Annotated in this window: 20 protein-coding genes; 18 read left to right on the top strand and 2 right to left on the bottom strand. The window is 40.3% G+C overall.

The window, feature by feature from the left end; translation table 11 throughout:
- The first annotated feature begins 5 nt into the window (after positions 1-5).
- The 13 genes from MHZ95_RS11320 (at position 6) to MHZ95_RS11260 (ending at position 15,117) form a co-directional block, all read left to right on the top strand.
- The gene (locus MHZ95_RS11320; protein ID WP_239390738.1) at positions 6-1,046 is read left to right on the top strand and encodes a TRAP transporter substrate-binding protein; all 1,041 of its coding nucleotides are present in this window, start codon (positions 6-8) and stop codon (positions 1,044-1,046) included.
- A gap of 60 nt (positions 1,047-1,106) precedes the next feature.
- Positions 1,107-1,634 (top strand): TRAP transporter small permease, encoded by a 528-nt coding sequence (locus tag MHZ95_RS11315; RefSeq protein WP_239390737.1) that lies wholly within the window; start codon positions 1,107-1,109, stop codon positions 1,632-1,634.
- Positions 1,631-2,920 (top strand): TRAP transporter large permease, encoded by a 1,290-nt coding sequence (locus MHZ95_RS11310; RefSeq protein WP_239390736.1) that lies wholly within the window; start codon positions 1,631-1,633, stop codon positions 2,918-2,920. Before MHZ95_RS11315 ends, MHZ95_RS11310 begins: the two co-directional genes overlap by 4 nt.
- A gap of 89 nt (positions 2,921-3,009) precedes the next feature.
- Positions 3,010-4,446: a UbiD family decarboxylase gene (locus tag MHZ95_RS11305; protein WP_239390735.1), complete on the top strand. Its 1,437-nt coding sequence runs from the start codon at positions 3,010-3,012 to the stop codon at positions 4,444-4,446.
- Between the two features lie 39 nt (positions 4,447-4,485).
- Positions 4,486-5,070 (top strand): UbiX family flavin prenyltransferase, encoded by a 585-nt coding sequence (locus tag MHZ95_RS11300; protein ID WP_239390734.1) that lies wholly within the window; start codon positions 4,486-4,488, stop codon positions 5,068-5,070.
- A 401-nt stretch (positions 5,071-5,471) separates the two neighbouring features.
- The gene (locus MHZ95_RS11295) at positions 5,472-5,963 is read left to right on the top strand and encodes a VOC family protein (RefSeq protein ID WP_239390733.1); all 492 of its coding nucleotides are present in this window, start codon (positions 5,472-5,474) and stop codon (positions 5,961-5,963) included.
- Between the two features lie 242 nt (positions 5,964-6,205).
- Positions 6,206-8,371 (top strand): arylsulfatase, encoded by a 2,166-nt coding sequence (locus MHZ95_RS11290; protein WP_239390732.1) that lies wholly within the window; start codon positions 6,206-6,208, stop codon positions 8,369-8,371.
- 189 nt (positions 8,372-8,560) lie between these two features.
- Positions 8,561-9,805 carry an acyl-CoA dehydrogenase family protein gene (locus MHZ95_RS11285; protein ID WP_239390731.1) on the top strand — a complete coding sequence of 415 codons (1,245 nt, stop codon included), beginning with the start codon at positions 8,561-8,563 and terminating at the stop codon, positions 9,803-9,805.
- A gap of 295 nt (positions 9,806-10,100) precedes the next feature.
- Positions 10,101-11,411 carry an MFS transporter gene (locus MHZ95_RS11280; protein ID WP_239390730.1) on the top strand — a complete coding sequence of 437 codons (1,311 nt, stop codon included), beginning with the start codon at positions 10,101-10,103 and terminating at the stop codon, positions 11,409-11,411.
- A 74-nt stretch (positions 11,412-11,485) separates the two neighbouring features.
- Complete coding sequence (locus MHZ95_RS11275; protein ID WP_239390729.1) at positions 11,486-12,460, top strand: formylglycine-generating enzyme family protein; 975 nt, start codon at positions 11,486-11,488, stop codon at positions 12,458-12,460.
- A 158-nt stretch (positions 12,461-12,618) separates the two neighbouring features.
- Positions 12,619-12,909: a hypothetical protein gene (locus MHZ95_RS20940; protein ID WP_304649174.1), complete on the top strand. Its 291-nt coding sequence runs from the start codon at positions 12,619-12,621 to the stop codon at positions 12,907-12,909.
- A 98-nt stretch (positions 12,910-13,007) separates the two neighbouring features.
- Positions 13,008-14,573, top strand: coding sequence for a phytoene desaturase family protein (locus MHZ95_RS11265; RefSeq protein ID WP_239390728.1), 1,566 nt, complete (start codon positions 13,008-13,010; stop codon positions 14,571-14,573).
- Between the two features lie 28 nt (positions 14,574-14,601).
- The gene (locus MHZ95_RS11260; RefSeq protein WP_239390727.1) at positions 14,602-15,117 is read left to right on the top strand and encodes a flavin reductase family protein; all 516 of its coding nucleotides are present in this window, start codon (positions 14,602-14,604) and stop codon (positions 15,115-15,117) included.
- A 164-nt stretch (positions 15,118-15,281) separates the two neighbouring features.
- Here the strand turns inward: MHZ95_RS11260 and MHZ95_RS11255 are convergent, their stop codons facing one another.
- The gene (locus tag MHZ95_RS11255) at positions 15,282-15,911 is read right to left on the bottom strand and encodes a Crp/Fnr family transcriptional regulator (RefSeq protein WP_239390726.1); all 630 of its coding nucleotides are present in this window, start codon (positions 15,909-15,911) and stop codon (positions 15,282-15,284) included.
- Between the two features lie 83 nt (positions 15,912-15,994).
- Positions 15,995-16,606, bottom strand: coding sequence for a Crp/Fnr family transcriptional regulator (locus MHZ95_RS11250; protein WP_239390725.1), 612 nt, complete (start codon positions 16,604-16,606; stop codon positions 15,995-15,997).
- A gap of 639 nt (positions 16,607-17,245) precedes the next feature.
- Between MHZ95_RS11250 and MHZ95_RS11245 the strand changes: the two genes are divergently transcribed.
- The 5 genes from MHZ95_RS11245 to MHZ95_RS11225 all read left to right on the top strand — a co-directional run bounded on the left by MHZ95_RS11245 (position 17,246) and on the right by MHZ95_RS11225 (position 23,755).
- Entirely contained in the window at positions 17,246-18,742 is a 1,497-nt protein-coding gene (locus MHZ95_RS11245; RefSeq protein ID WP_239390724.1) for an aldehyde dehydrogenase family protein, read from the top strand.
- Positions 18,743-18,929: 187 nt separating this feature from the next.
- On the top strand, positions 18,930-20,690 hold the full coding sequence (locus MHZ95_RS11240; RefSeq protein WP_239390723.1) for a thiamine pyrophosphate-requiring protein: 1,761 nt from the start codon (positions 18,930-18,932) through the stop codon (positions 20,688-20,690).
- 28 nt (positions 20,691-20,718) lie between these two features.
- A complete protein-coding gene (locus MHZ95_RS11235) occupies positions 20,719-21,522 on the top strand; it encodes a cyclase family protein (RefSeq protein ID WP_239390722.1) in 804 nt (267 codons plus the stop codon).
- A gap of 104 nt (positions 21,523-21,626) precedes the next feature.
- A complete protein-coding gene (locus MHZ95_RS11230) occupies positions 21,627-22,031 on the top strand; it encodes a RidA family protein (protein ID WP_239390721.1) in 405 nt (134 codons plus the stop codon).
- A 419-nt stretch (positions 22,032-22,450) separates the two neighbouring features.
- Positions 22,451-23,755 carry an MFS transporter gene (locus MHZ95_RS11225; protein WP_239390859.1) on the top strand — a complete coding sequence of 435 codons (1,305 nt, stop codon included), beginning with the start codon at positions 22,451-22,453 and terminating at the stop codon, positions 23,753-23,755.
- Positions 23,756-23,780 lie beyond the last annotated feature (25 nt).

Below are 23,780 nucleotides of genomic sequence, written 5' to 3'. Positions count from 1 at the left end.
AACAGTTGAAAAAAATCTATAATCTATTGCTTCTGATTACAATTGTAGGTCTAATTTGTACGGGTTGTGGAGGGGAGACGGATGCTTCCGGAAAGAATGGAGGCACAGGTGAAATTAAATTAAGTTATGCATTTTTTGCTCCTGAAAATACATTTCCAGGCGTTCAAATGGAAAAATGGGCAAAAGAATTAACTGAACGTACAGATGGAAAAGTTAAGGTAGACCTCTTCGCGGGAGGAACTTTGTTAGAAGCATCTAATATGTACGACGGAGTGAGGGACGGTATTGCCGATATTGGAATGTCGGCCACATCTTATGAACCAAATCGTTTTCCTTTATTAACCATTTCGGATTTGCCTTCCGATTATCCGAATTCTTACGTAGCTAGTCGTACAATTTATGATTTAATTCAAGAATACCCGCCAGAAGCTTTTGATGATTTTAAGATTATTGCCGCATTTGCTGGAGAGCCGTCTTATATCCAAACTAAAAAGAAAATTGAAACAATCGATGACATGCGTGGTCAAAGATTAAGGATTTCGGGATCGTTAAGTGATATTGCGACGAAATTGGGTGCTTCACCTGTTGGTATGTCTCAATCAGATGTACCAGAGTCACTACAAACCGGCGTTATTGATGGTTATATTACTTCTCGAGAGACGTTAAAAGACTTTCATCTAGGTGAAATGATTGGACATATTACGGACTATCCTTTACATGTCAATACATTTGTTGCGGTTATGAATAAGGAGACATGGGACTCACTTCCTGAAGATGTACAGGCAATTATTGATGAGTTGGGTGAAGAAATGGCAATCTTCACTGGCGAGTATCATGATACAAATGTTCAGGAATCGATTGAATGGAGTCAAACCGAGCATGGTACTAAAATAATCTCCTTATCAGAAGAAGAACGGAAAAAATGGGATGAAATAATTTCACCAATACAAAACGAATATGTCGAAAAATTGGAGAAAGAGGGTTATCCCGCTAAGGAATATCAAGCAAGACTTTTTGAGCTAATTGAGAAGTATAGTAACGAGTAATCTTGCACTACTGTATATTTAAATAATCCTGGCAGGAATTGAACAAAGGAGTGTTTATAAATGGAAGCAGTAGCTAAAGCGCCTACTAAAAGACTAACGGTAGTCGAGAAGTTGGACAAATTCGATTTATATCTAAACAATTTTTTAGCAACGATGGCCGGTATATCACTGTTTTCTATGATGTTCTTGATAGTAGGAAATTCAATCATTAGAAAATTTTATGTTCCTTTTATAGGAACGGTTGAAGTTGTAGGGTGGCTTGCCGCCCTTACAACGGCATTTGCTGTTGGACATACACAAAGACATAAAGGACATGTCGTTCTGGATATATTAATGGAAAAGTGTCCATTGAAATTACAAGCCGTAGTTAGTATTACAGTGAATTTAATAAATATCGTATTTTTCACAGTCGTCTTTTACTACTTGTTTTTATACTCCTTAAACTTAAAACAAAGTGATCTCGTATCGGAATCTTTAGCTATTGCATATTATCCATTCGTTACTATGTTATCAATAGGTTTTTTCGGATTACTATTTGCACTAGTTGTTGATTTAATCAAGGAGCTAAAAAAGGGGGATTCTGAATGAGCCCCACATTAATCGCAGTTTTAGGGATTGTTCTACTTTTTGTATTAATGCTCTTAAAAATGCCGATTAGTTTTTCTATGTTTGTCGTTGGGTTTATCGGATTGTACATGATGACTTCATCAAAAGCCGCAATCGGTGTACTGACGGCAGATTTGTGGATTCAGCTTTCTAGCTATAGTTTAAGCGTTATTCCACTCTTTATTCTTATGGGGGAAATTGTCTTTCGAACTGGAATAACCGAGAAACTGTTTCAATCGGCTTATAAGTGGGTTGGACATTTTAAGGGCGGAATGGCATCTACAACTATCGTAGCAAGCGCAGGGTTTGCGGCGATTTCTGGTTCGAATTCAGCTACAGCAGCCACAATGGGAACGATGGCATTACCTGAATTGAAAAAATATAAATACGATGACAAGTTAAGTACGGGAAGTGTGGCCGGCGGAGGGACATTAGGAATTATTATTCCACCGAGTACCGTATTAATTGTCATTGCCCTACAAACTGAACAATCGATTAAAGATCTTTTTCTAGCGAGTGTAATACCGGGTATTTTGTTAACTGTTTTATTTCTTCTGACGGTTATTTACATTTGTCAACGAAACCCTGAACTTGGGCCGGCGGGTCCTAAAGCCTCCCTCAAGGAGAGGTTTCTGTCGTTAACAGGTGTAATCCCAATTTTACTTCTATTTGTTTTTGTAATAGGCGGTTTATTTATTGGTTGGTTCACGCCAACTGAATCGGGTGCATTCGGAGCGTTTGGAGCGTTAATCATCGCCTTGGTCATGCGGAAATTGACGTGGAAGAACTTGGTCATTGCGACATCGAGTACATTACGATCTTCAGCGATGGTGATGATGTTAATCGTAGGGGCGATGCTTTTTGGACGTTTCCTAACAATAACCCGATTACCTTATAATGTTGCTGATTGGGTCGGATCGTTAAATGTTGCACCGGTCTTCATACTGGTAGCAATCCTATTCATCTACCTGATTGGTGGAGCGCTAATGGATGCAATGGGCTTTCTAATCATCTCACTGCCTATCTTTTATCCTGTGGCGATGACTTTGGGATATGACCCTGTTTGGTTTGCTGTTATTTTATGTATGGTGACGAGTATGGGGGCCATCACGCCACCAGTAGGAGTAAATGTTTTTGTTGTAAAAGGATTAAGAAAGGAGGTACCAGTCGAAAAGATATTTATGGGTATTGTTCCATATGTAGTCGCTTACGTAATTTGTATCGCTATATTAACAATCTTCCCTCAAATCGTACTTTTTGTACTGTGACTCCGTTCTAGGCTTTCTTATAATTTTTTAATCTCGGTTGAAAATTGTTTTACAAGCGAAATGTAATATAAGTTATAGGGGTGGCTGAAATGACAAAAATTATAGAAAAAGATACAGAGATATCAAGGAAATACAATGACCTAATCTACCAATCCGATTTAGCAAAAAGAAATGTTGCGGATTTACAAGGTATTATCGAGCTGCTGAAAAAAAAGGACATGCTCGTACGCGTAAAATCTGAGGTTCAGATGAAACATGAAATGGCAGGAATCGCAGCGAAATTTCATGGGGGAAAAGCTGTTCTTTTTGAAAAGCTTCATAATTCGAATGTTCCACTAGTAACAGGATTATATTGGAACCGGAAAGTCATTGCCGAAATTTTCAATGTAGAAGAAAGACAGCTACCATTCCTGACTGCAGATGCAATCCAAAAGTGGAGTAAAAAGCCGATTGACCCTGAAGTCATTGACAAAGGGCCAGCAAACGAAATAATTGTAGACACTCAAGATGACTTATTGAAGGATATTCCTATTCCCACGCATGGGCTTCAGGATGGCGGACCTTATCTGGACTCATGTGTGCTCATTGCTAAAGATCCGGAGACTGGAGTGCGAAATGCTTCCATTCAACGAATGATGGTTACGGGTCCAAATAGACTGACGATGCTCATGGACATGGGGAGACATTTACGGGATTATTATGAACGAGCTGAAAAAATAGGGAAACCATTAGAAATTACGATTAATAATGGTGTGGGCCTTGCTGTTCATTTTGCTTCCACTACACCGAGTAGTGCTGCCCCTTTAGATGCTGATGAATTAGGGGTTGCATCAGAATTATTGGGGGAGCCATTGAAATTGATTCGTTCACAAACGGTCGATGTTGAAGGTATTGCAGATGCCCAGTATGTAATAGAAGGGGAAATATTACCTCATATTCGAGAGAACGAAGGACCAGCTGCTGAAGTTACTGGATATTATGCTGCCGCAGGCGACCGATGGGTTGTGAATGTCAAAGCTGTGACGCGAAGAAAAAAACCGATTTTTCACACGATAATGCCGGGAAAAGAGGTTTATAATGCAGTCGGTCTAATGGCCGAAGCGAGTGTATACCAAAAAGTGTCGAGTATGGTTCCTGATGTACAGGATGTTCATTTATCCTATGGTGGGTGCGGGTTTTATCATGCAAATGTTCAAATTAAGAAAAGCATTGAAGGGGTTCAAAAAAATGCAATTATGGCGACGTTAGCTGCATTTCCACCATTACGGCGTGTTACCGTCGTAGATGAAGACGTTGATATCTATAATCCTGAGGATATTGAGTGGGCTTTGGCTACGCGTCATGATCCAGAACGGGATATGATTCTTATTCCGGACGCCAGAGGCCATGAGCTAAATCCAATTACTGATGATGGAATTGGAACGAAAATAGGAATTGATGCAACAGCTCCATATCCACGACCATGGGAATTTCAACGTCTTGATATGCAACAGGTCAAACTGCAAGATTACGATATTGAAGCATAAGACATGAGGAATAAATAATTATGAAAAAGAGGAGATGTTATGGTAGAAAAGCGCATTGTTATTGGGATTACTGGAGGTTCTGGCTCCATATATGGTATTCGGTTGTTAGAGAAACTGAAAGAATTGGAAGTCGAAACTCATTTGATCATTAGCAAATGGGGAGAAACGACCATGCGCGTGGAGACACCCTATAGTTTGGCTGAAGTGAAAAAGATGGCTACTGTATATCATGAAAATGATAATCTAGCGGCTTCAATTTCATCAGGCTCATTTCGTGTGGACGGAATGATCATTGCACCTTGTAGTATGAAATCATTAGCAGAGATTGCTACGGGAGTGACTTCCAACCTAATAACGAGGTCTGCTGATGTAATGTTGAAAGAAAGAAAAAAACTAATTTTAATGGCTAGGGAATCACCGTTAAATTTAATTCATATCCGTAATATGGAAACGGCAGCACAGGCCGGAGCGGTTATTTTTCCGCCGGTACCGGCTTTTTACAATAAACCTCAAACGATAGACGATATTGTTGATCAAACTATCGGACGTGTATTAGACCAATTTGACCTATCGCCTGATTGGATAAAACGGTGGGGGGTATCACCGAAAAAGCAAAGGGTATAAGTAATTTTAATCTCATAGCGGACGAGAGATGTTCATACACTATCTCTTTACAATACTGTTATGCAATTTTCCGTAGTAACAAAGAAAGTCCAATTTCTCAAATTAAAAGTTGAGAAATTGGACTTTTTTGTATTTAGTGTTTAAACGCAGGCCTATAATCACAAAAAGTTTGATTAGAGTAGTTAGAAACCCCGATAAAAGACTTTGACTAAAGCTTCCTGAAAATAAAATAAAGCAAACTTCGTTAAAATCTTAACAGTTCAAATAATCTAAAATCGGTATATTAAAGGAGAATCAAGCGGTTATAGACGAAAGGGTGGCGACATTAAAAATGTACTGTTTATTGATGTTTTATGAACTCATTATTTCTGAAAAAGTGCTAAATAAGGGAGGAAGGGACCATGAAAGTAATTCCTAGAGCTATTTCTCATGTTGGACTCAATGTAACCGACATGGAAGCGGCAATTAGTTGGTATGAGAGAGTATTTGGGTTTACCCTAATTGCACCGCCAGTAACATTTAAAGCGGATGGATCAGAAATGGGAGATGTTTTAGCAGATTTGTTGGGGGAGCAAATTAAAGAAGTGAAAATTGCACATTTAAGCGCTTCCGGTGGAGTAGGCTTGGAGTTATTCCAATTCATTAATCCGGAATCAAAACGTTATTCATCCCATGACTATTGGCAGGGCGGTTTCTTTCATTTATCGATTATTGATCCAAATATTGAAGAAGCAATTGAGAGAATCGTTGCAAATGGAGGGAAACAGAGGAGTGAAATCTGGTCGTCTGTACCAGGAACAGATTATAAAATGGCTTATTGTGAAGACCCTGATGGAAACTTAATAGAGATATATACGCATAGCGTTGAAAGAATGTACAGTAATTTAGGCTAATTATATATAGTTAAACTTGATTCAGCAGAAGTCCCCCACTTCCATAAGTGGCGGGATAAATGCCAGAAAGTATTTCAATTAGAGGGAGTCCAAACTCCCTGCTGATTCAAGTTAAGCCTCCGGCGGATGTCACAGATTTTGAAGGGAGTTAATTGCGCAAGCGCAATTCAAAATCTGGACGCAATCACGCCGAGGCGTGATTGATAAAATAACGACAAAATCTTTTTTGGGGAGGAAAATGAATGAAACCAAATATTGTTTATATTGTTTTGGACGATGTTGGTTTTTCCGACCTTGGATGTTACGGGTCAGAAATCAAAACACCGAATTTAGATCGACTTGCAGAGAATGGGCTCCGGTATAACAACTTTAATGTGACCCCTCTATGTTCGCCTACCCGTGCATCTTTGTTAACTGGGAGAAACTGCCACTCTGTCGGTATGGGATCCGTGGCTGACTTTGATTTGGGACCTGATCATCCAAGTATTAGGGGAAGAATCTCACCATCTGCTGCAACAGTTGCTGAAATACTCAAAGGAAATGGATACAGTACAATGGCCTCTGGAAAATGGCATTTAGCCCCTATCCATCAATTAACACCTGCGGGGCCATTTGAGAACTGGCCGCTAGCTAAAGGGTTCGAACGCTACTATGGATTTTTAGGGCCGGAAACAAATCAATTTTACCCGGAGCTTACGTACGATAACCATATGATCGACCAACCTAAAAAAGAAAACTACCATTTATCCGAAGATCTGGTGGATATGGCGGCTCAATTCGTTACGGATCAGGTATCTGTCACCCCAGATAAGCCATTCTTTTTATACTTGGCATTCGGAGCTCAGCATGCACCGCATCAAGCCCCACAAGAGTACATCGATATGTACAAAGGAGTCTTTGATAGTGGCTGGGATAGTATTCGAGAACAGAGATTGCAACGGCAAAAGGACTTGGGGATTATTCCTGAGACAACCCCGCTTACACCGCGGAATGACGGCGTCAAAGCGTGGAAAGAGTTATCTGAAGAAGAGAAACTTGTATTTGCCAAGTTTCAGGAAGTGTATTCGGGATTCCTTACCCATACGGATACACAGATAGGGCGCTTCCTGGATTTCTTGGAGAATATGGGAAAGCTGGATGATACGGTCATTGTCTTTCTATCCGATAATGGAGCCAGCCAGGAAGGCGGGTTTAATGGCTCTGTCAATCAGTCTATGTTCTTCAATGGTATGGAGGAAGAAGTGGAAGATCTGCTGCAAAGGGTGGACGAAATGGGCGGTCCGAAGGCTGGTACGAATTATCCAAAAGGCTGGGCTCAGGTTGGAAACACACCGTTCAGGCAGTATAAGCAGACAACGCATTTCGGTGGAACCCGGGTTCCATTTATAATGCATTGGCCAAATGGAATTAAGGAAAAAGGAGCTATTCGAACGCAGTTTCACCATGCCATAGATGTCACCCCTACTGTTTTGGATATTCTTCAACTTGAAGTACCAAACGTTAATAATGGAGTCCCCCAAATGCCGATGCATGGGACAAGCATGAGGTATTCATTTGAAGAAGCAAATCGTTCGTCTGAGAGAAATACACAGTACTTTGAAATGTTTGGACACCGTGCTATCGTCCACGAGGGTTGGAAAGCGGTTACCCACCATAAGAAGGGAATCCCATTCGAGGATGATGTCTGGGAATTGTATGACCTTAGGGAAGACTTTGCCGAAGCGAATGATTTGGCGGGGACATATCCAGAAAAACTCCAGGAACTTAAGGATCTTTGGCTGATCGAAGCAGAGAAATACAACGTCTTGCCGTTGAATGATAAGACTGTTGAACTATCTTCCTTTGTTCCACCGGATTCGGTTACGGCCCGAGATATATTCACTTATTATCCGGGAATGGCCCATTTAGGTACTTTTGCAGCACCACAAATAACGAATAAATCCTATACAATCACTATTCCAATCGAAAGAGCCGACAGTACTTCTGAAGGTGCTCTCGTAGCGCACGGAGATCATGATAGTGGCTATATCATTTATATAAAAGATAACCGATTGGTATTTGAATATAACTATGTAGGCACTGTTTATAAGGTTGAATCGAACTGTTTAGTACCTGTAGGTAAGACTACAGTCAGGTTTGAATTCAATCATATGGGCAATGGAGTTGGAACTGGAATTTTATCAATAGATGGAAATAAGGTAGGAGAAGCACCGATTGATCAAACACTCCCCTATCGCCTAGCACATGGAGGCTTAGACGTCGGCAGGGATGGCATGTCCCAAGTAAACGACTTATACTGTGATCAAGGATTCCCTTTTACTGGAAAAATAATGAAAGTGGTTTATGAACTGTATGACGGAGCGGAGAGCAAGGTTGTTAGACAAGAGAAAGAAGTAGCTAGAGTGTAGAAGCTATTTAACCATTCTTCCTAACTTATTTAGAGAAATCGTATTTTCTCTACAAGAATAAAATTCCGACTGTCCGGTTAACTTTAAAAATTCAAGTAATGTTAAAACCTTAACACCAAGATTATTGAATTTCTGATAAATTTTTACTCAGAAGGATAAAATTAACGAAAAAAACTGGAGGAATTAATCATGATGAACTTCACATTTACCGAAAAACAACAACGAGTAATTGATTTGGCCAAGGAGCTAGCAGCAGACTTTAGTACCCGTGCAGCGGAACATGATCGTAACCGGACAGCTCCAGAGGAAAACTATCAAATTTTAAAAGAAAAAGGTTTATATGGAATGAGTATACCGGAGAAATTTGGCGGATTGGGGATCGGATTTCAGGGGTATGCGGCGGCGGCAATTGAGTTGGCTAAAGGCTGTGCATCGACTGCGAATTCATTTAATATGCATGTCAATGCCTGTGGAACAATTATGCAACAGCCTCTCATTCCGGAAGAGGTAAAACATAAAGTGGCGGACTTGGTACTAAATCAAGGAAAATTGCTTTCTGCTTCTATATCAGAACCAACTTCTTCAAGTTTAATTATTACTTCAATGGTACCACAGCTCAAAGCAATAAAGGTTGACGGAGGATACAAGCTATATGGAAAGAAAGCATTCTGTTCCATGGTTGAATCCAGTGATTATGTATTCCTTTATTCCCGACCTGAGGGAGACTCAAATCCGGAAGCTAGCCTTGGGATGTTAGTGCCAATTGATAAAGGAAGGGCTGAAGGAGTAACAATACATGATGTATGGGATACACATGGTATGAGGGCGACTCGGAGCAATACGGTTGAATATAATGGAACGTTTGTGCCAGATGAGCTCGTATTGTTTAAGACGGAGGATTTTATCAATGACTTCATTATCAATGCTGCGAATTGGACAATTGCGTCCTTTGCTTCTGTTTATCTAGGAGTTGGAATGGGGATTTTGGAATACACTTCGGAGATGTTGAGCTCTAAGAAACCAAAAGGATTTGCTCAGCCTCAAGCGTACCATCCTGACAGCCGCCGAAGAGTCGGTGAAATGGCTGCAGAGCTTCATGCAGCATATTGGTCCAATATGTACGCGGCTTGGTATAGTGATACTCATGGTCCATCAGTGGAGACTTTCCATAACTTTATGCGCGCGAAATACATGATTGCTAGCGCTGTATCCAATGCAGCCCGTTCTGCTCAGATTGCTTGCGGAGCACATGGTATGTTTAAAGACCTTCCATTAGATCGCATGGTTCGTGATGCAGCTACAGCTCCTATTATGCCACCGACAATCGATGCTTGTGCGGATCAAGTAGGATTGCTGACAATGGGATTGAATCCTGCAGATACTGCACCTCCATTGAAGGCAGAAGAGCCCGTGAGAGAAGGGGTACTTCAATAAGCAAGTCCTGAATCGGGGAAAACTTCAGTTTTCCCTGATCTATATGAAAGCGGTTACAATGGATTGGAAAATTGGCAATCCGTTAATGCGATGGAGCCGTAATATTTTTTCTTCCTCTCCACTGCTTTATACAGGGATGAGGGAACTTTGTTCATCTTATTTAAGTGGTATCCTGTTATTTTGGAAATATGACATCCCAGTTACACATAAGGCAAGGCTAGATTGATTACCATAAGATCTTACAATAATAAAAGATCGCAAGGACTAAGTAAAGCCGACTATAGGGGAGGAAACCATGAAATATCGTTGGATAATAATAAGTTTTATTACGGTTGTTTTTTTTATACAGTTTGTCGACAGGGTTATCATTTCGCTTGCCACGGAAGCGATTATGAATGAATTTGGTTTCAGTCCAGGTCAATTTGGTATTATACTGAGTGCGTTCTTTTGGGGGCTAGTCCCTGCGGGTGTTTTTGCCGGTCTTGCTGCCGACCGTTGGGGATCTAAGAAAGTATTTACTTGGGGAGCAACCTGGTGGTCCCTTTTTACTGTAGGAACAGCCGGGGCATTTAGCTTTGGATCATTTGTCATTGCAAGGGTGCTTTTCGGGGTTGGTGAAGGTCCGGCATTATCAAATGCCATTCGTATAGTAACAAACTGGTTTAGTCCCAAAGAATATTCTACTGCATTGGGTCTGGCCAATTCGGGTGTCTATATTGCACCTGCTCTTGCAACGCCGATTATTGTTTGGATGATTGGAACTTACGGTTGGAGATCCCCTTTTTATGTCATGGGGGTGCTTGGATTAATCTGGGTCCTATGCTGGCTTAAGTGGTTTACGGACAAGCCGGAAGCAAATAAGTATATGAAAGAAAAAGAGAAAAAATGGTTGAAGTTAGAACAAGCACATTTGACTGAAAATTCTGGAACACCGGAGAGAAAGAGCTTTAAGGAAATGCTAACTGTTCCTAAAGAATTCAGACGTACGATTTATGCAAATCTTTATGTTCTATTCTGCTTTGGCTTTGTATTTTACTTCTTGCTTACTTGGCTCCCAGGCTATCTCATGTTGGAGAGAGGTCTGGATTTGAAATCGATGGGCGTTGTTGCATCCATTCCATGGATAGGTGCTGCTGTGGGATCTCTTGTTGGAGGAAGAGTAAGTGATCTCCTTTATCGTAAGACGAATAGTAGGCGAATTGCCAGATCGTTTTTAGCTTCAGGGTGGTTTGTCATTCTTGCGATATGCCTCATTTTGGTTAATCAGATGACTTCCATTGTAGGGGTGGCTTCCATTCTTACGCTTGCATGTTTTGTGCTTTCATGTGCACATGCACCGATTACCACAGTGATAGTTGAGACTGTACCTGAAAGAGCGGGATCAATAGGTGGCTTGACTCAATTGGCTCAAACCCTTCCAGGGGTATTTGCACCAATTATTACTGGGTTCTTGGTGGAAATAACCGGAAGCTTTGATTCCACATTTGCCTTTGCGGCTGGCATGATACTCTCAGGTATTGTGGTTATCGTGTTATTTCTGCATCCGCCGGAAATTAACCAAAGTGTCAAGCAGTCTATCACGGCACCGGAAGTTTCAGAAGTTTGAACATCAAGCTGTAAGGAACATAAAGCAATTTATGTTCCTTACAATTATTATATTTCACCAAAGGAGTGGATTACATGATAGAAAAAGGAAGTGCTTCATGCTGTGTACTAAAAAGATCAAAAAGCCATGGCTCAATTAGCGTATTAGAAAACGCCACTCCAACAGGTTTGCCTTCTGGAAAAAAGCAGAATCAAGAAGGGATGATACGTATTCCGGGAGGCGAATTCTTAATGGGAACGGAGGATAATGAGGGGTTTCCTCAAGATGGAGAAGGACCGGTACGAATCGTTAAGGTCAAATCATTTTACATAGATCCTTGTACTGTGACCAACGCAGAATTCACAGAATTTGTATATGATACCAATTACATTACTGATGCTGAGCGTTATGGATGGTCTTATGTCTTTCATTCACATGTGACTAAGGAAGTTGCAAGTTATGTCAGTCAAGTCCCTAAGCAGGCCCCATGGTGGTTTGTAGTACAAGGTGCTTCATGGAAACAGCCGGAAGGGCCGGGTTCTATAATTGAAGACCGAATGGATCATCCTGTTGTACATGTTTCATGGAATGATGCTATCAACTATTGCAATTGGGCGGGAAAGCGTCTTCCGACCGAAGCGGAATGGGAGTATGCCGCACGCGGTGGACTCGTGCAAAAAAAATATCCCTGGGGAAACAAATTAAAGCATAAAGGAAAATACCAGTGCAATATTTGGCAAGGGAAATTTCCTTTGGAGAATACCGCGAAGGATGGCTATATAGGCACAGCCCCTGTGAAGTCCTATCAGCCCAACGGTTATGGGTTGTATAATGTCGTAGGAAATGTTTGGGAGTGGTGTTCAGACTTTTTCGGTGCGGATCATGCTAGTAGCTTACTTGAAAACCCGACCGGTCCATCTACAGGTGCAGGTAAGGTCATAAAAGGTGGATCCTATCTTTGTCATAAGTCTTATTGCAACCGCTACCGGGTGGCTGCCAGAAGTTCCAGCACACCCGACAGCTCAAGTGGACATTTAGGCTTCAGATGTGTTTCAGACGAATGGTCATAATAATTTCAATGGAAAAAATGTTAATTGGTTAACCGTACGGATTGCACTTAGATTGTATCTTTATAGTAAGCACTCCAAGGGAAGGGGGACCAGTGGTACTCCTAGCTTCTTTTGTAGAACGTTGTAATAAAAACAATTTACATGAAGAGGTGAAGTTAATGACATTTGATGAAAGTAAACCAATTATAAACCTTCCTGATTTATTATTTGTCAAGTATTGTACCGAGACATTTGGTTTAAACAGAGGTGTATACAATACCATTGATGAATGGTTCTATTTGGAGAATGTTCAGGATATCAAAGTACGGCGGGAAAATATCTTAGATTTCCTTTTGTACACAAGCGAGTCTATGGATAAAGGTGACAAAAAAGGAAAATTGAAATTTGGTAAAGGGAACCTTGTCAATCAGCTTGAAGAGTATTCCGAGCATCAAGTAATGCTAGTGTGATGCTTAGTCTACAACGAAAACTATCTAACACATAATAAAAATATGTACTTGAGTAGTCGTGCTTGTCTGAGCCGACGATTGAGGAAGGGGGTAGCTTTGTGAAACGTTCTGATGTAGTGATTGTAGGTAGCGGTATCAATTCATTGACTGCAGCAGCGGTTTTATCAAAAAGAGGGCATAAGGTTACAGTATTGGAGAAAAATGACTGGATTGGTGGCTGTATTAAGACAGAAGAACTTTTGGCGCCGGGCTTTAAGACTGATGTTTTCTCTGGATGGCATCCTTTATTTGTTACAAGTCCTGCGTATGCGGAGCTGAAAGACGACCTTGAGAAATTCGGACTTACCTATTTGAACACGGATATACCGACGGGTGTCATCTTGCCAAACAATGAAAGTGCAGTTCTCTATTCAGATCGAAAGAAGAATGTAGAGAACTTTAACCGAATCGCAATCGGGGAAGGTGATCGTTATGATGAATTGATGAGGAACTTTGAGGGTAACTCTGAATTCGTCTTTCATATGTTATCAAACGAGCCTGTATCCTGGAACTCAATGCGTACACTTTCCAAATTTGTGAGAAAAAAAGGGTTAAAAGAATTTAAGTCCGAAGTTGGAAGCATGATGAAGTCTGCGGATTCACTGCTTGATCAATATTTTGAAAGTGACTTGGTTAAGGCTCTGTTTGCTCCGTGGATTCTCCATACAGGCCTTGGACCAAATGACGCAGCCGGCAATATTATGATGCAAGTATTAGTGTTTTCTCTTGAAGCTGCCGGAATGCCGATTCCAAAAGGTGGTGGAGGAGAACTTGTTAAGGCACTCATGAAAATAGTCGAGGCTAATGGTGGGGAATTTTTTACAAATGAACAAGTCGACCAGATTTTAGTGGAGAAAGATAAAGTGGTGGGGGTTCGAACCCGAAACGGAGAGTATCTTGCCAATTATGTTCTTGCTAATGTAACGCCGCATCAATTGTATGAGAATTTACTGACGGAAGTTACCATTCCTGAATCTTTACAAAGAGATGTTAGAAATTATAAATATGGCAATGCAGCCATGCAAATTCATTATGCTTTGGATGGACCATTAGAGTGGGAAAATCCAGAACTAAACCGAGCAGCTATGATCAATATTACCTCTGGAGTTGAGGGCGTAAGTCAATCGGTTAATGAGGTGTATAACGGATTACTGCCAAAAGAAGGTACGATAGCGGTGGGGCAACATACGGCATTCGATCCAAGTCGTGCTCCCGAAGGAAAGCATACATTGTGGATTCAATTATTGGAAATGCCTAGAAAATTGAAAGGCGATGCGTTAGGACAGATTGATACATCGAACGGTTATACGAAAGAAGTCATTGAGGCTTACGTTGAACGAATTGAAGAACGTATCAGTAAACATGCCCCCAATTTCAAAAAGATGATTATCAAACGTGAAATCATATCACCAGTTGCATTGGAAGCAAATAATATGAACTTGGTAGGTGGAGATCCATATTCGGGTGTAGCTTCTATTGATCAACTATTGTTATGGAGGCCTACCTCTAAATATAAAAGACACGAGACCCCTGTTAAAAATTTGTTCCATATTGGGGCTTCAACTCACCCAGGGCCTGGACTTTCGGGCACCTCAGGCTATCTGGCAGCTCAAGAAGTTAAATAAATTATACAATAAAAAGGAGAGATTGATTATGCAGAAACAAGAGAGCCAAAATCTTTTTAAAAAAATATTGGGGAACTATCCTACTGGTGTAACGATTGTCACTACCACTACTGAAAGTGGGAAGCCTGTTGGTTTAACAGTTAGTTCTTTTGCATCTGTATCGCTAGATCCTCTTAAGGTGCTATGGTCAATAGATCACGGCGTGTCTACTCTTAAAGAGTTTACGGAAGGCGGGAAATTTGCTATTCATGTATTAGCTGAGGATCAAGCAGAGCTGTGTAGAACCTTTGCTAGTAAAAACGTTGATCGCTTTAGTTCTTGTGATTGGAAAATGTCTAGTAATGGTTTGCCTATCATTGATGGTGCATTTGGTGTGTTGGAGTGCACAACATTTAAAGCTATCGAAGCGGGTGACCATACAGTTCTAATAGGGGATGTCAAAAACCTGACCGTCAATGAAGAGAAGGATCCAATGCTTTATCATCGCCGTGTGTTCGGTCCAATCCCTGAGGAATTTTATAATCAAAAGCAACCTGTATCTTAAATATAGACTTTCGTACAATGCAAAAGTAATTATGAATTAAGTGACAAGTACATGGACTTGCTAAGTGCAAGTCCATGTACTTGTGGCTAAGCTTCTACTGCAGTTTTATAAAAACCTTAGCAGTTTGAGTTACCCAGAATAGGCAGCTGTATAAAGTGGTATAGTTATTTTATTAATTTTTCGTTTAGATCGTTTGGATTCAGAATGAATATTTTTCTGTTTTTAATGGAAATAATACCTTCTGATACCCACTCTTTTAAAATTTTATAGACCGTTATACGTGTTAAACCTACATAGTGAGATAACTCCTGCTGCGTTAAGTTGATTTCCGTGTTTTGATAAGATTCCATTAAGTATATTAATGAACGGGCAATTTGATATTCCGCACTGGCACTGCGATCATTTATGATATTTAAAAGGATCTTCTTTTTGTTAATAAGTGATTTGGCAAATAAAAGGGTAATTTCAGGGTAGTGTTGGGATAAGTTCTCATAATCTTCTTTGGTAAAGTAATATAAGACACTGTCTTCATGAGAAATTGCTGTTGAATAATAGGGGAGTTGATCAATTGTATGTTCGCCAATTAAAATACCAGGCCCGGTGATATCTAATATTCTTTCATTAGTATCTGTATTTAAAGAACATACTTTAATAATTCCTTTTTCGATATAGTAAAAACCTTGTCCCATTTCTCCTTGACGAAAGATGATTGTCTTTGCTTTAATGAATATTCTTTTTCCGTATGGCAGAATATCTTCCCATGAATCTAATGTATTCTTTGTCAATGTGAACAAAGTCAACCCTCCAGTGTTTAAAATCAGTTTATTTTAATTACCCAAAAAACGAAAGACAAAAATGTTGACGGTAAGGAAATAGTTTAAGTTTGTTCATAAAGCGCTTTCATTCCAAGAGGATCAGTTACCACAATCTTTCTGTTTTTCTGAAGTACTAAATTTCTCTCCGTCCACTTCTGTATTATTTTATAAACCGTTGTACGAGATGTTCCAATATATTGAGCAAGGTCGATTTGGGTAATTGGAACCGTTTGACTGTCATGCTTTTTACATAGTAGCATTATGAAGTGGGCCATCTGCTGTTCATAAGGTTTGTTTAAAATAGCATAAGTTTCCTTGAGCAATCTCATCTTACTAATAATTGAGCTTATAAAAATTTCTTTTGCATTCGCATGGTCTCTTAAAATTGTTATAAAGGATTCATTGGAGAAATAATAAACTGACACATCAGTATCGGCCATCGCAGTAATATAATAATTGTCACTGGAGACTCCTTGTTCCCCAAATAAAAAGCCTTCTAACATGTAATCTATAATCCTTTCCTTGCCATCTTCGGAAAGTAGCCGAAAACTGATTTTTCCCTCTGTCAAATAATAAAATCCTTTACCTTTCTCTCCCTGTGAATATAAGATTTCTCCTTTATTTCTTCTCCTTTTTTGCCCGTATTGAACAAATGGTTCCCACATATATCTCATACATCTCCACATCCCCTTCAAGGTGGTAATTTCTGATCAGGTCTAAGCTCTTTATATTTTAATGATTCGCTCTTATCTGAAAATTATTGATGGAATTTTACTTTTACAAACAATCAAAACATATTGTAGAACAAGAAAGATAGAATATCAAACTAGTTTTACAAAAAAAAATAAAAAATTGAAAAGTATTGTTAAGTTAAAGGGGTTAACGTAAAAACAGATAGTATCCCTTACTAGATTGAGCTTTGTATAATAGCCCTTGTCCATATTATTCGATAAAAAAGCTCATAAAAGTGTAAATAATTTAACATATATTTTAAATATTCATATAGTTTAACGATATTAAATATCAAGATTGTTTTAATTCTTAAAATCAAACATTATATGGTTATAAAGTAATTGGAAATGGAGGGAAAGCTAAATTAGTATAAGAATATGTTAACGAGTTAACATACTTTGTTACGAATATTCTGATATGATATAGTTAATTTAGGAGGTTTAATTACCAGATTTATGTGATAATTGGACGAGCAATTCATAACATGATCGTTGTGAACAACCTCATTTTTTCGCAAAGGGAACTCGTTATGGGTCTGCAATCCTATAAGAATTTATTATGATGATGGAGGGGAAATGGGAATGGAAACTTTAACTCAAATCAGTCCAAACGAAGTGAAACTCAATGAAAAGTATGGTCCATTTATTAATGGGGAATCAGTTGAAGCAGCTAACGGATACATCGATGCGGTAAATGCTGCTACAGGAGAAGTTCTTGCACAAATCGGCCGTGGGGGAAAAGAAGATGTTGACAAAGCAGTAAAAGCAGCAAGAGCAGCTTTCCCAGGCTGGGCAAACACAACGATTGAGGAACGTTCAGCACTGATCAATAAAATTGCCGATGTACTAGAAGAAAATCAGGAACGCTTAAAGTTGATCGAGTGCATGGATACAGGTAGAGCTCTCCATGAATTCGATCTGGATTATAAACTTGCTATCTATCAGTTCCGTTATTTTGCATCGGCAATTCTGACTCATTATGAAGGCGCTTCCAGACCCGTGGAAAATGGCTATTTAATAACTAAGAAGGAGCCGCTTGGCGTCTGCGCTCAAATCATTCCTTGGAATGTGCCAATGATAATGGCTTCTTTCAAGTTGGCGCCGGCTTTGGCGGCAGGAAACACTGTTGTCCTGAAGCCTGCAGAAGACGCTTGCCTTTCTGTCATGGAACTTGCCAAGCTTATAGGAGACATTCTTCCTAAAGGTGTAGTCAATGTGGTTCCAGGATACGGTACTGAGGCTGGTCAGGCTTTGATTGATCATCCTGATATAGATAAGTTGGCATTTACAGGGAGTGTAGGGGTCGGTAAACTTGTCGGTAAAACAGCAGGTGAAAGAATTCTTCCTGTCACTCTTGAGCTCGGGGGCAAAGCGCCTCATATTGTATTCCCTGATGTGGACATCGATCGGGCGGTTGAGAATGCGACGCTGGGCTATACATTCTTTAATGGCGAAAGCTGTATTCTAGGAACGCGACTTTTAGTTCATGATGACATCTACGATGAGTTCGTAGAAAAATTGATTGAAAGAGCTAAAAAGGTGAAAATCGGTCCACCAACCGATCGTTCTACACGATTGGCATCTATTATTAATAAAAAACAAGGCGAACGTGTACTGAATTATTTTGAGATTGCCAAACAAGAAGGTGCAAAGATTCTCTATGGTGGTAATCGTGTGACTGTTCCAGGTCATGAACATGGTTATTTCATTGAGCCGACAATTATTGAGGCTGAGCCAAATATGAGAATTGCTCAGGAAGAGATTTTTGGCCCTGCTGCAACCATCAGTCGATGGAAGGATATCGAAGAAGTCATTGAAATCGCCAACAACGTTGAATACGGACTAGCCGCCGGAATTATGACGACAGACTTGGAAAAAGCTTTGGAAACAGCTAATAAAATAGAGGCTGGAAGTGTCTGGATCAACTCTTATTTCAACTTCCAATCCGGAGCACCATTTGGCGGTTACAAAAACAGTGGTGTCGGCAGAGAATATAGCAAAGAAGCTTTGGATGCGTACAGCCAGTCCAAGACGATTGTCGCAGCATACCAGCTTCCGCCGGCAGGGCTATTTATATAAAACAAGCTAGTTGATAAAAGTGCAGAGTTATGAATATCCACATGACTCTGCATCTTTATTTAAGGTGTTTTCTGTTAATTCTAAAAATATGATTAAGATGTTAATTAATTAACATCTTAATCATAAAAGCTATTTTATTATGAATTTACATCTAGATGACAAGAACATTTGATTAGGAGGAGTTACATTGTATACAACAGGTACAGCCTTTTTGGAGGCCTTACAAGAAGCGGGTGTTTCCTATATTTTTGCCAACTTAGGAAGTGATCATCCTTCGATCATTGAGAGCTTGGCCATTGCCAAGCAAGAGAACCGGGAATTGCCTACAGTAATTACATGTCCACACGAATTTGTTGCGCTCAGTGCGGCCCACGGATATGCGCAGGCAACAGGTAAGCCACAAGCGGTCATTGTTCATGTGGAATGTGGTACGCAGAATATGGGTGGAGCCATTCATAATGCCTTTAAGAGCCGTGTTCCCGTATTGGTTTTTGCAGGTTCATCTCCTTACACACAGGAGGGCGAGTTGACTGGGAGTCGGAATGAGTTTATTCACTGGATTCAGGATGTTTTTGATCAGCGCGGCATTATGCGCGGCTATTCAAAATATGATAATGAAATCCGAACAGGCGCCAATGTAAAACAGTTGGTCCATCGCGCTTTGCAAGTGGCTAAGAGTGATCCACCGGGACCTGTTTATCTAATGGGTGCACGAGAAGCAATGGAACAAGAAACTAAACCTGTTACGATTCAAAAAGAGTTGTGGGAGCCAATAGCTCCGGCGGCAGTTCCTCCAAATTTAATTGAAGAATTGGCCAAAGACTTGCTGGCCGCTAAAAAGCCTTTAATCGTTACATCTTATCTGGGTAGAAAGAAAGAAGCAGTCAATGAGCTTGTCCGTTTGAGCGACAACTTGGCGATTCCTGTTATTGAGTCTGTTCCGCATCATATGAATTTTCCAGCTGACCACCCAATGCACTGCGGTTCATATTGGAATGATGCAAAACAAAATGAGCTACTTGCTGAAGCTGATTTGGTACTGGTTTTGGATAGTGACGTACCTTGGATTCCGACGAAAAATAAACCGTCCGAAAATGCAACCGTTTACTATATTGATATAGATCCGTTGAAAGAGGAAATGCCGCTATGGTACATACCTTCCAAACGTTTCTTTAAAGCCGATGCACATACGGCTCTTCAACAAATCAACGTATTGCTTGAAGAGACCAAGGAAATCGACCAAAAGGCGGTTGCTGTGCGACGGGCAGAATATACTGCGCTTCATGGGCATTTAAAAGAAGAAAGACGCCAAGCTGAGCAAGCTGGTGAGGATGTCATCACTCCTGAGTACCTGACCGGTTGCGTAAGAGAATTGATGGATGAAAATACGATTATTTTAAATGAGGGAATCACCAACTATGGAGTCATCTCCAACCATATCGAAGCAAGTGTTCCAGGGTCTTACTATGGAAGCGGAGCAGGATCATTGGGATGGAACGGCGGCGCGGCCATCGGTATGAAACTCTCTCAGCCCGACAAAACGATCATCAGCTTAACAGGAGACGGCTCGTATTTATTCAGTGTCCCTTCGACTGTTCATTGGATGACGAAGAGATACAATACGCCATTTTTAACGGTGATTTACAATAATCGAGGATGGCGTGCACCTAAACATTCGACCTTGGGCGTACACCCAGACGGTGTAGCAAACGCCCATCAAGATTTTTATGTACACTTCGATCCGCCGGCAGATTTAGCAGGGGTGGCTGCAGCTGCAGGAGATGCTCATGCCATTACGGTGAAAGAGCGCTCGAAATTGAAAGAGGCCTTAGCAGAAGGCTTGAAACAAGTAAAGGAAGGTCGTTCAGCTGTAATTGATGTTTATATTCCACACGTATATTCGGATGAAGTAGTGACTATTGAACCAGTAAAAGAGACTGTACGATAATTGTAAAAACATACGGGGGGGAATTGGGATGAATGTTCAATCGCAAGTACTAAGTAAAAAACCGGGAAATCAAGCTTTAAATCAAGTGCTCGAAGGTCTAGCCAACGATTCAATTGAAGTCGTGGATCTTACACAAGTATTAAATGAGGATACACCGGTGATTCAATTGCCAGAACCTTTTGTCAATACAAGTTCATTTAAATCCACGCAGATTTCAAAATACGATGCAACCGGCCCTGTCTGTTACTGGAATGACCTCACGTTAGGTGAACATTGCGGTACACATTTCGATGCACCGAATCATTGGATTTCCGGTAAGGAAAACGATAGCGTCGATAAAATCCCTGCAAAAAGACTAATCGGTGAAGTGCGTGTCATTAATATAAAAGCAAAAAGTGAAGAAAATCCCGACTACTGTTTGACTGTCGAAGATATAAGAGAATACGAGGCAGAGTACGGAGAAATCCCTAAAGATTCTTGGGTACTCCTCTATACTGGTTGGTCCGAATATGTAAATGGCGACAAATTTTTTAATATTGATGAAAATGGTTTGTCACATACACCGGGGTTTACACCGGAAGCCTCGAAACTCCTTGTAGAACGGGATATTTTAGGTGTAGGTGTTGAAACGGTCGGAACGGATGCAGGGATAGCACATACATTCAATCCTCCATTTCCAAGCCATCATTTTATGCATGAGGCAAATAAATATGGATTGGCACAGTTGACCAATCTTGATAAGCTACCACCAAAAGGGGCAATCCTGATTGCTGCTCCATTAAAAATCGAGCATGGCAGTGGAAGCCCGATGAGAGCAATCGCTTTAGTGTAATTGAATAGATTATCTTTATAAAACCAACGGAAGATGCAAGCCTTTCTATATTGGGATTTATAGAAAAAGAATAGGTCAATCATTAAGTGCAGGAGGTGCATTATATGCAAAGCAAGCATAGAGAAATTATTAATCCTAGTACGATTCATGATCCCATTGGTTTTACTCATGTGGTGATTCCTAAAGGGAAAAAGCTTGCTTTTCTTTCTGGTCAACTAGCCTGGGATAAGGAATTCCAAGTGGTTGGTGAGAACGACCTCGCAAAGCAAACCAACATGTGTTATCAGAATATCCAACATGCTCTAAATGAGATCGGCGCTACTTGGGACCATGTGGTGAAAACTACAATATTTACTACAAGGCCGCATGATTATGAAATTTTTGGAGCTGCTACAAAAGAGTTTTTTGGCGAAGTACCTCCGCCCGCACAAACGCTCATCGGTGTCACAGGATTAGCTTTACCTGAATTCTTAATTGAGATTGAAGCGACTGTTGTCATGGATGAATAATATCTTCCTCTTTACGGGACCCAATTGATCGCTCGTAGATAATTGGGTTTCGTATTTTTTATAAAAAAGCATGGAAAACGGATAAAGTTTAACCATTTTAAACTATGTTCTTGTGAAGAACTTATTTGGCAACTATATTAATACATATTATTCTATCTTTTTTGACAACTGGGTGGTGTTACAGCAATGTCTATCGGCGGGGGAAAAGGGGGAGAAGAGAGACTATTAACTATTTCATGATGATGTAATCATTTTCAAAAGTGAGCTGTAAATATGATGCTATGTTAATTGCAGATTGGAGTATAAAAAGCCTTGGATGAATTTTTGTACCTACAAATAACGAAACAAAAGGAGCTGTTCATGTGAAACAACAATTACAAAAGTCCTCATCTTATTCGAATACCGCAACAAGTCCTCCGCTGGATGCGGTTGACTTTGAATCCAATTCTATTCCGAAGGTGACTTACCTCGTTGTGTTTATGTGTTTTTTTTGCATGTTTGCTGAAGGTTACGACTTAGCGATATACGGAGCCGTACTCCCAGCGTTACTGGAATATCCGGCATGGGCATTATCCCCGGCAATGGGAGGTTCCATAGGAAGCTATGCCCTGATCGGTATGCTTATAGGAGCCGTATGTGTTGGGACGGCTACGGATATTTTTGGGAGAAAAAAGATATTGGTATTTTGTATAACTTTATTTTCGATAATGATGGCTCTTTCGTCTATAGCCCCTTCTCCGGAAATGTTCGGTTTATTCCGTTTTATCGCTGGTCTTGGATGCGGCGGTATTATTCCTACAGCGTCTGCACTGACTATAGAATATTCACCAATTAAACGCAGATCACTCATGTATGCCATTATGTATACAGGATACGCCTTCGGAGGTGTATTTTCCGCTTTGATTTCCATGTTTTTTTTGGAGGAGCATGGCTGGCGTATCATGTTTATGATTGGAGCAGTGCCCATTCTAGCAGTTCCATTCATTCTCAAATTTATGCCTGAATCAATCGATTTTCTAATAGCCAAAGGCAGAAGAGCAGAGGCTGAGCGTATTGGTAATCGCTATAATATTTCTTTGGAATCGATTATTCAGAAACAGCCGGATAAAGAACAGGATGGGAAAAGTAAATCGAACAACATTACCACACTATTTTCTAAACAAAACATTCGGGCAACAATGTTTTTCTGGATTACCTTTTTCTTTGGGTTGTTTATGATCTATGGATTGACTACATGGTTGCCGAAACTGATGAGAGAAGCTGGATACCCACTGGGTTCGAGCTTAGGGCTTCTTTTGATGCTTAATCTTTCAGCGGTATTTGGGTCTCTTTTAGCAGGAATAGCTGCAGATCGATGGGGCTCAAAAAAGGTTATCTTCATTTCTTACTTACTGGCTGGAGTTTCCATTTCTTTATTAAGTATTAAAACATCGATGTTCATTCTTTATGGACTTGTAGGTGTTGCAGGCTTTGGAACTATTGGCACTACGCTGATATTAAACGCATATATCTCAAAGTATTTTGATGCCGAAAATCGCGCAACAGCTTTAGGATGGGCACTTGGCTTTGGTAGAATAGGGGCAATTTTGGCGCCTATACTCGTTGGCTTGTTCATGTCTTGGAAATTTGACCTTTCGATGAATTTCTATTTGTTCGCTATTGCAGGTGTCATAGCTGCGTTATCTATTTTATGCATACCAAAACATGAAAATGGGAACATTTAAAAGACTAAAGGAGGGAATTTCGCCT

Source organism: Sporosarcina sp. ACRSM, assembly GCF_022346545.1.
GTDB lineage: Bacteria > Bacillota > Bacilli > Bacillales_A > Planococcaceae > Sporosarcina.
Note: the sequence above shows the minus strand (reverse complement) of the source record. Positions and strands in the feature narration are given on the sequence as shown.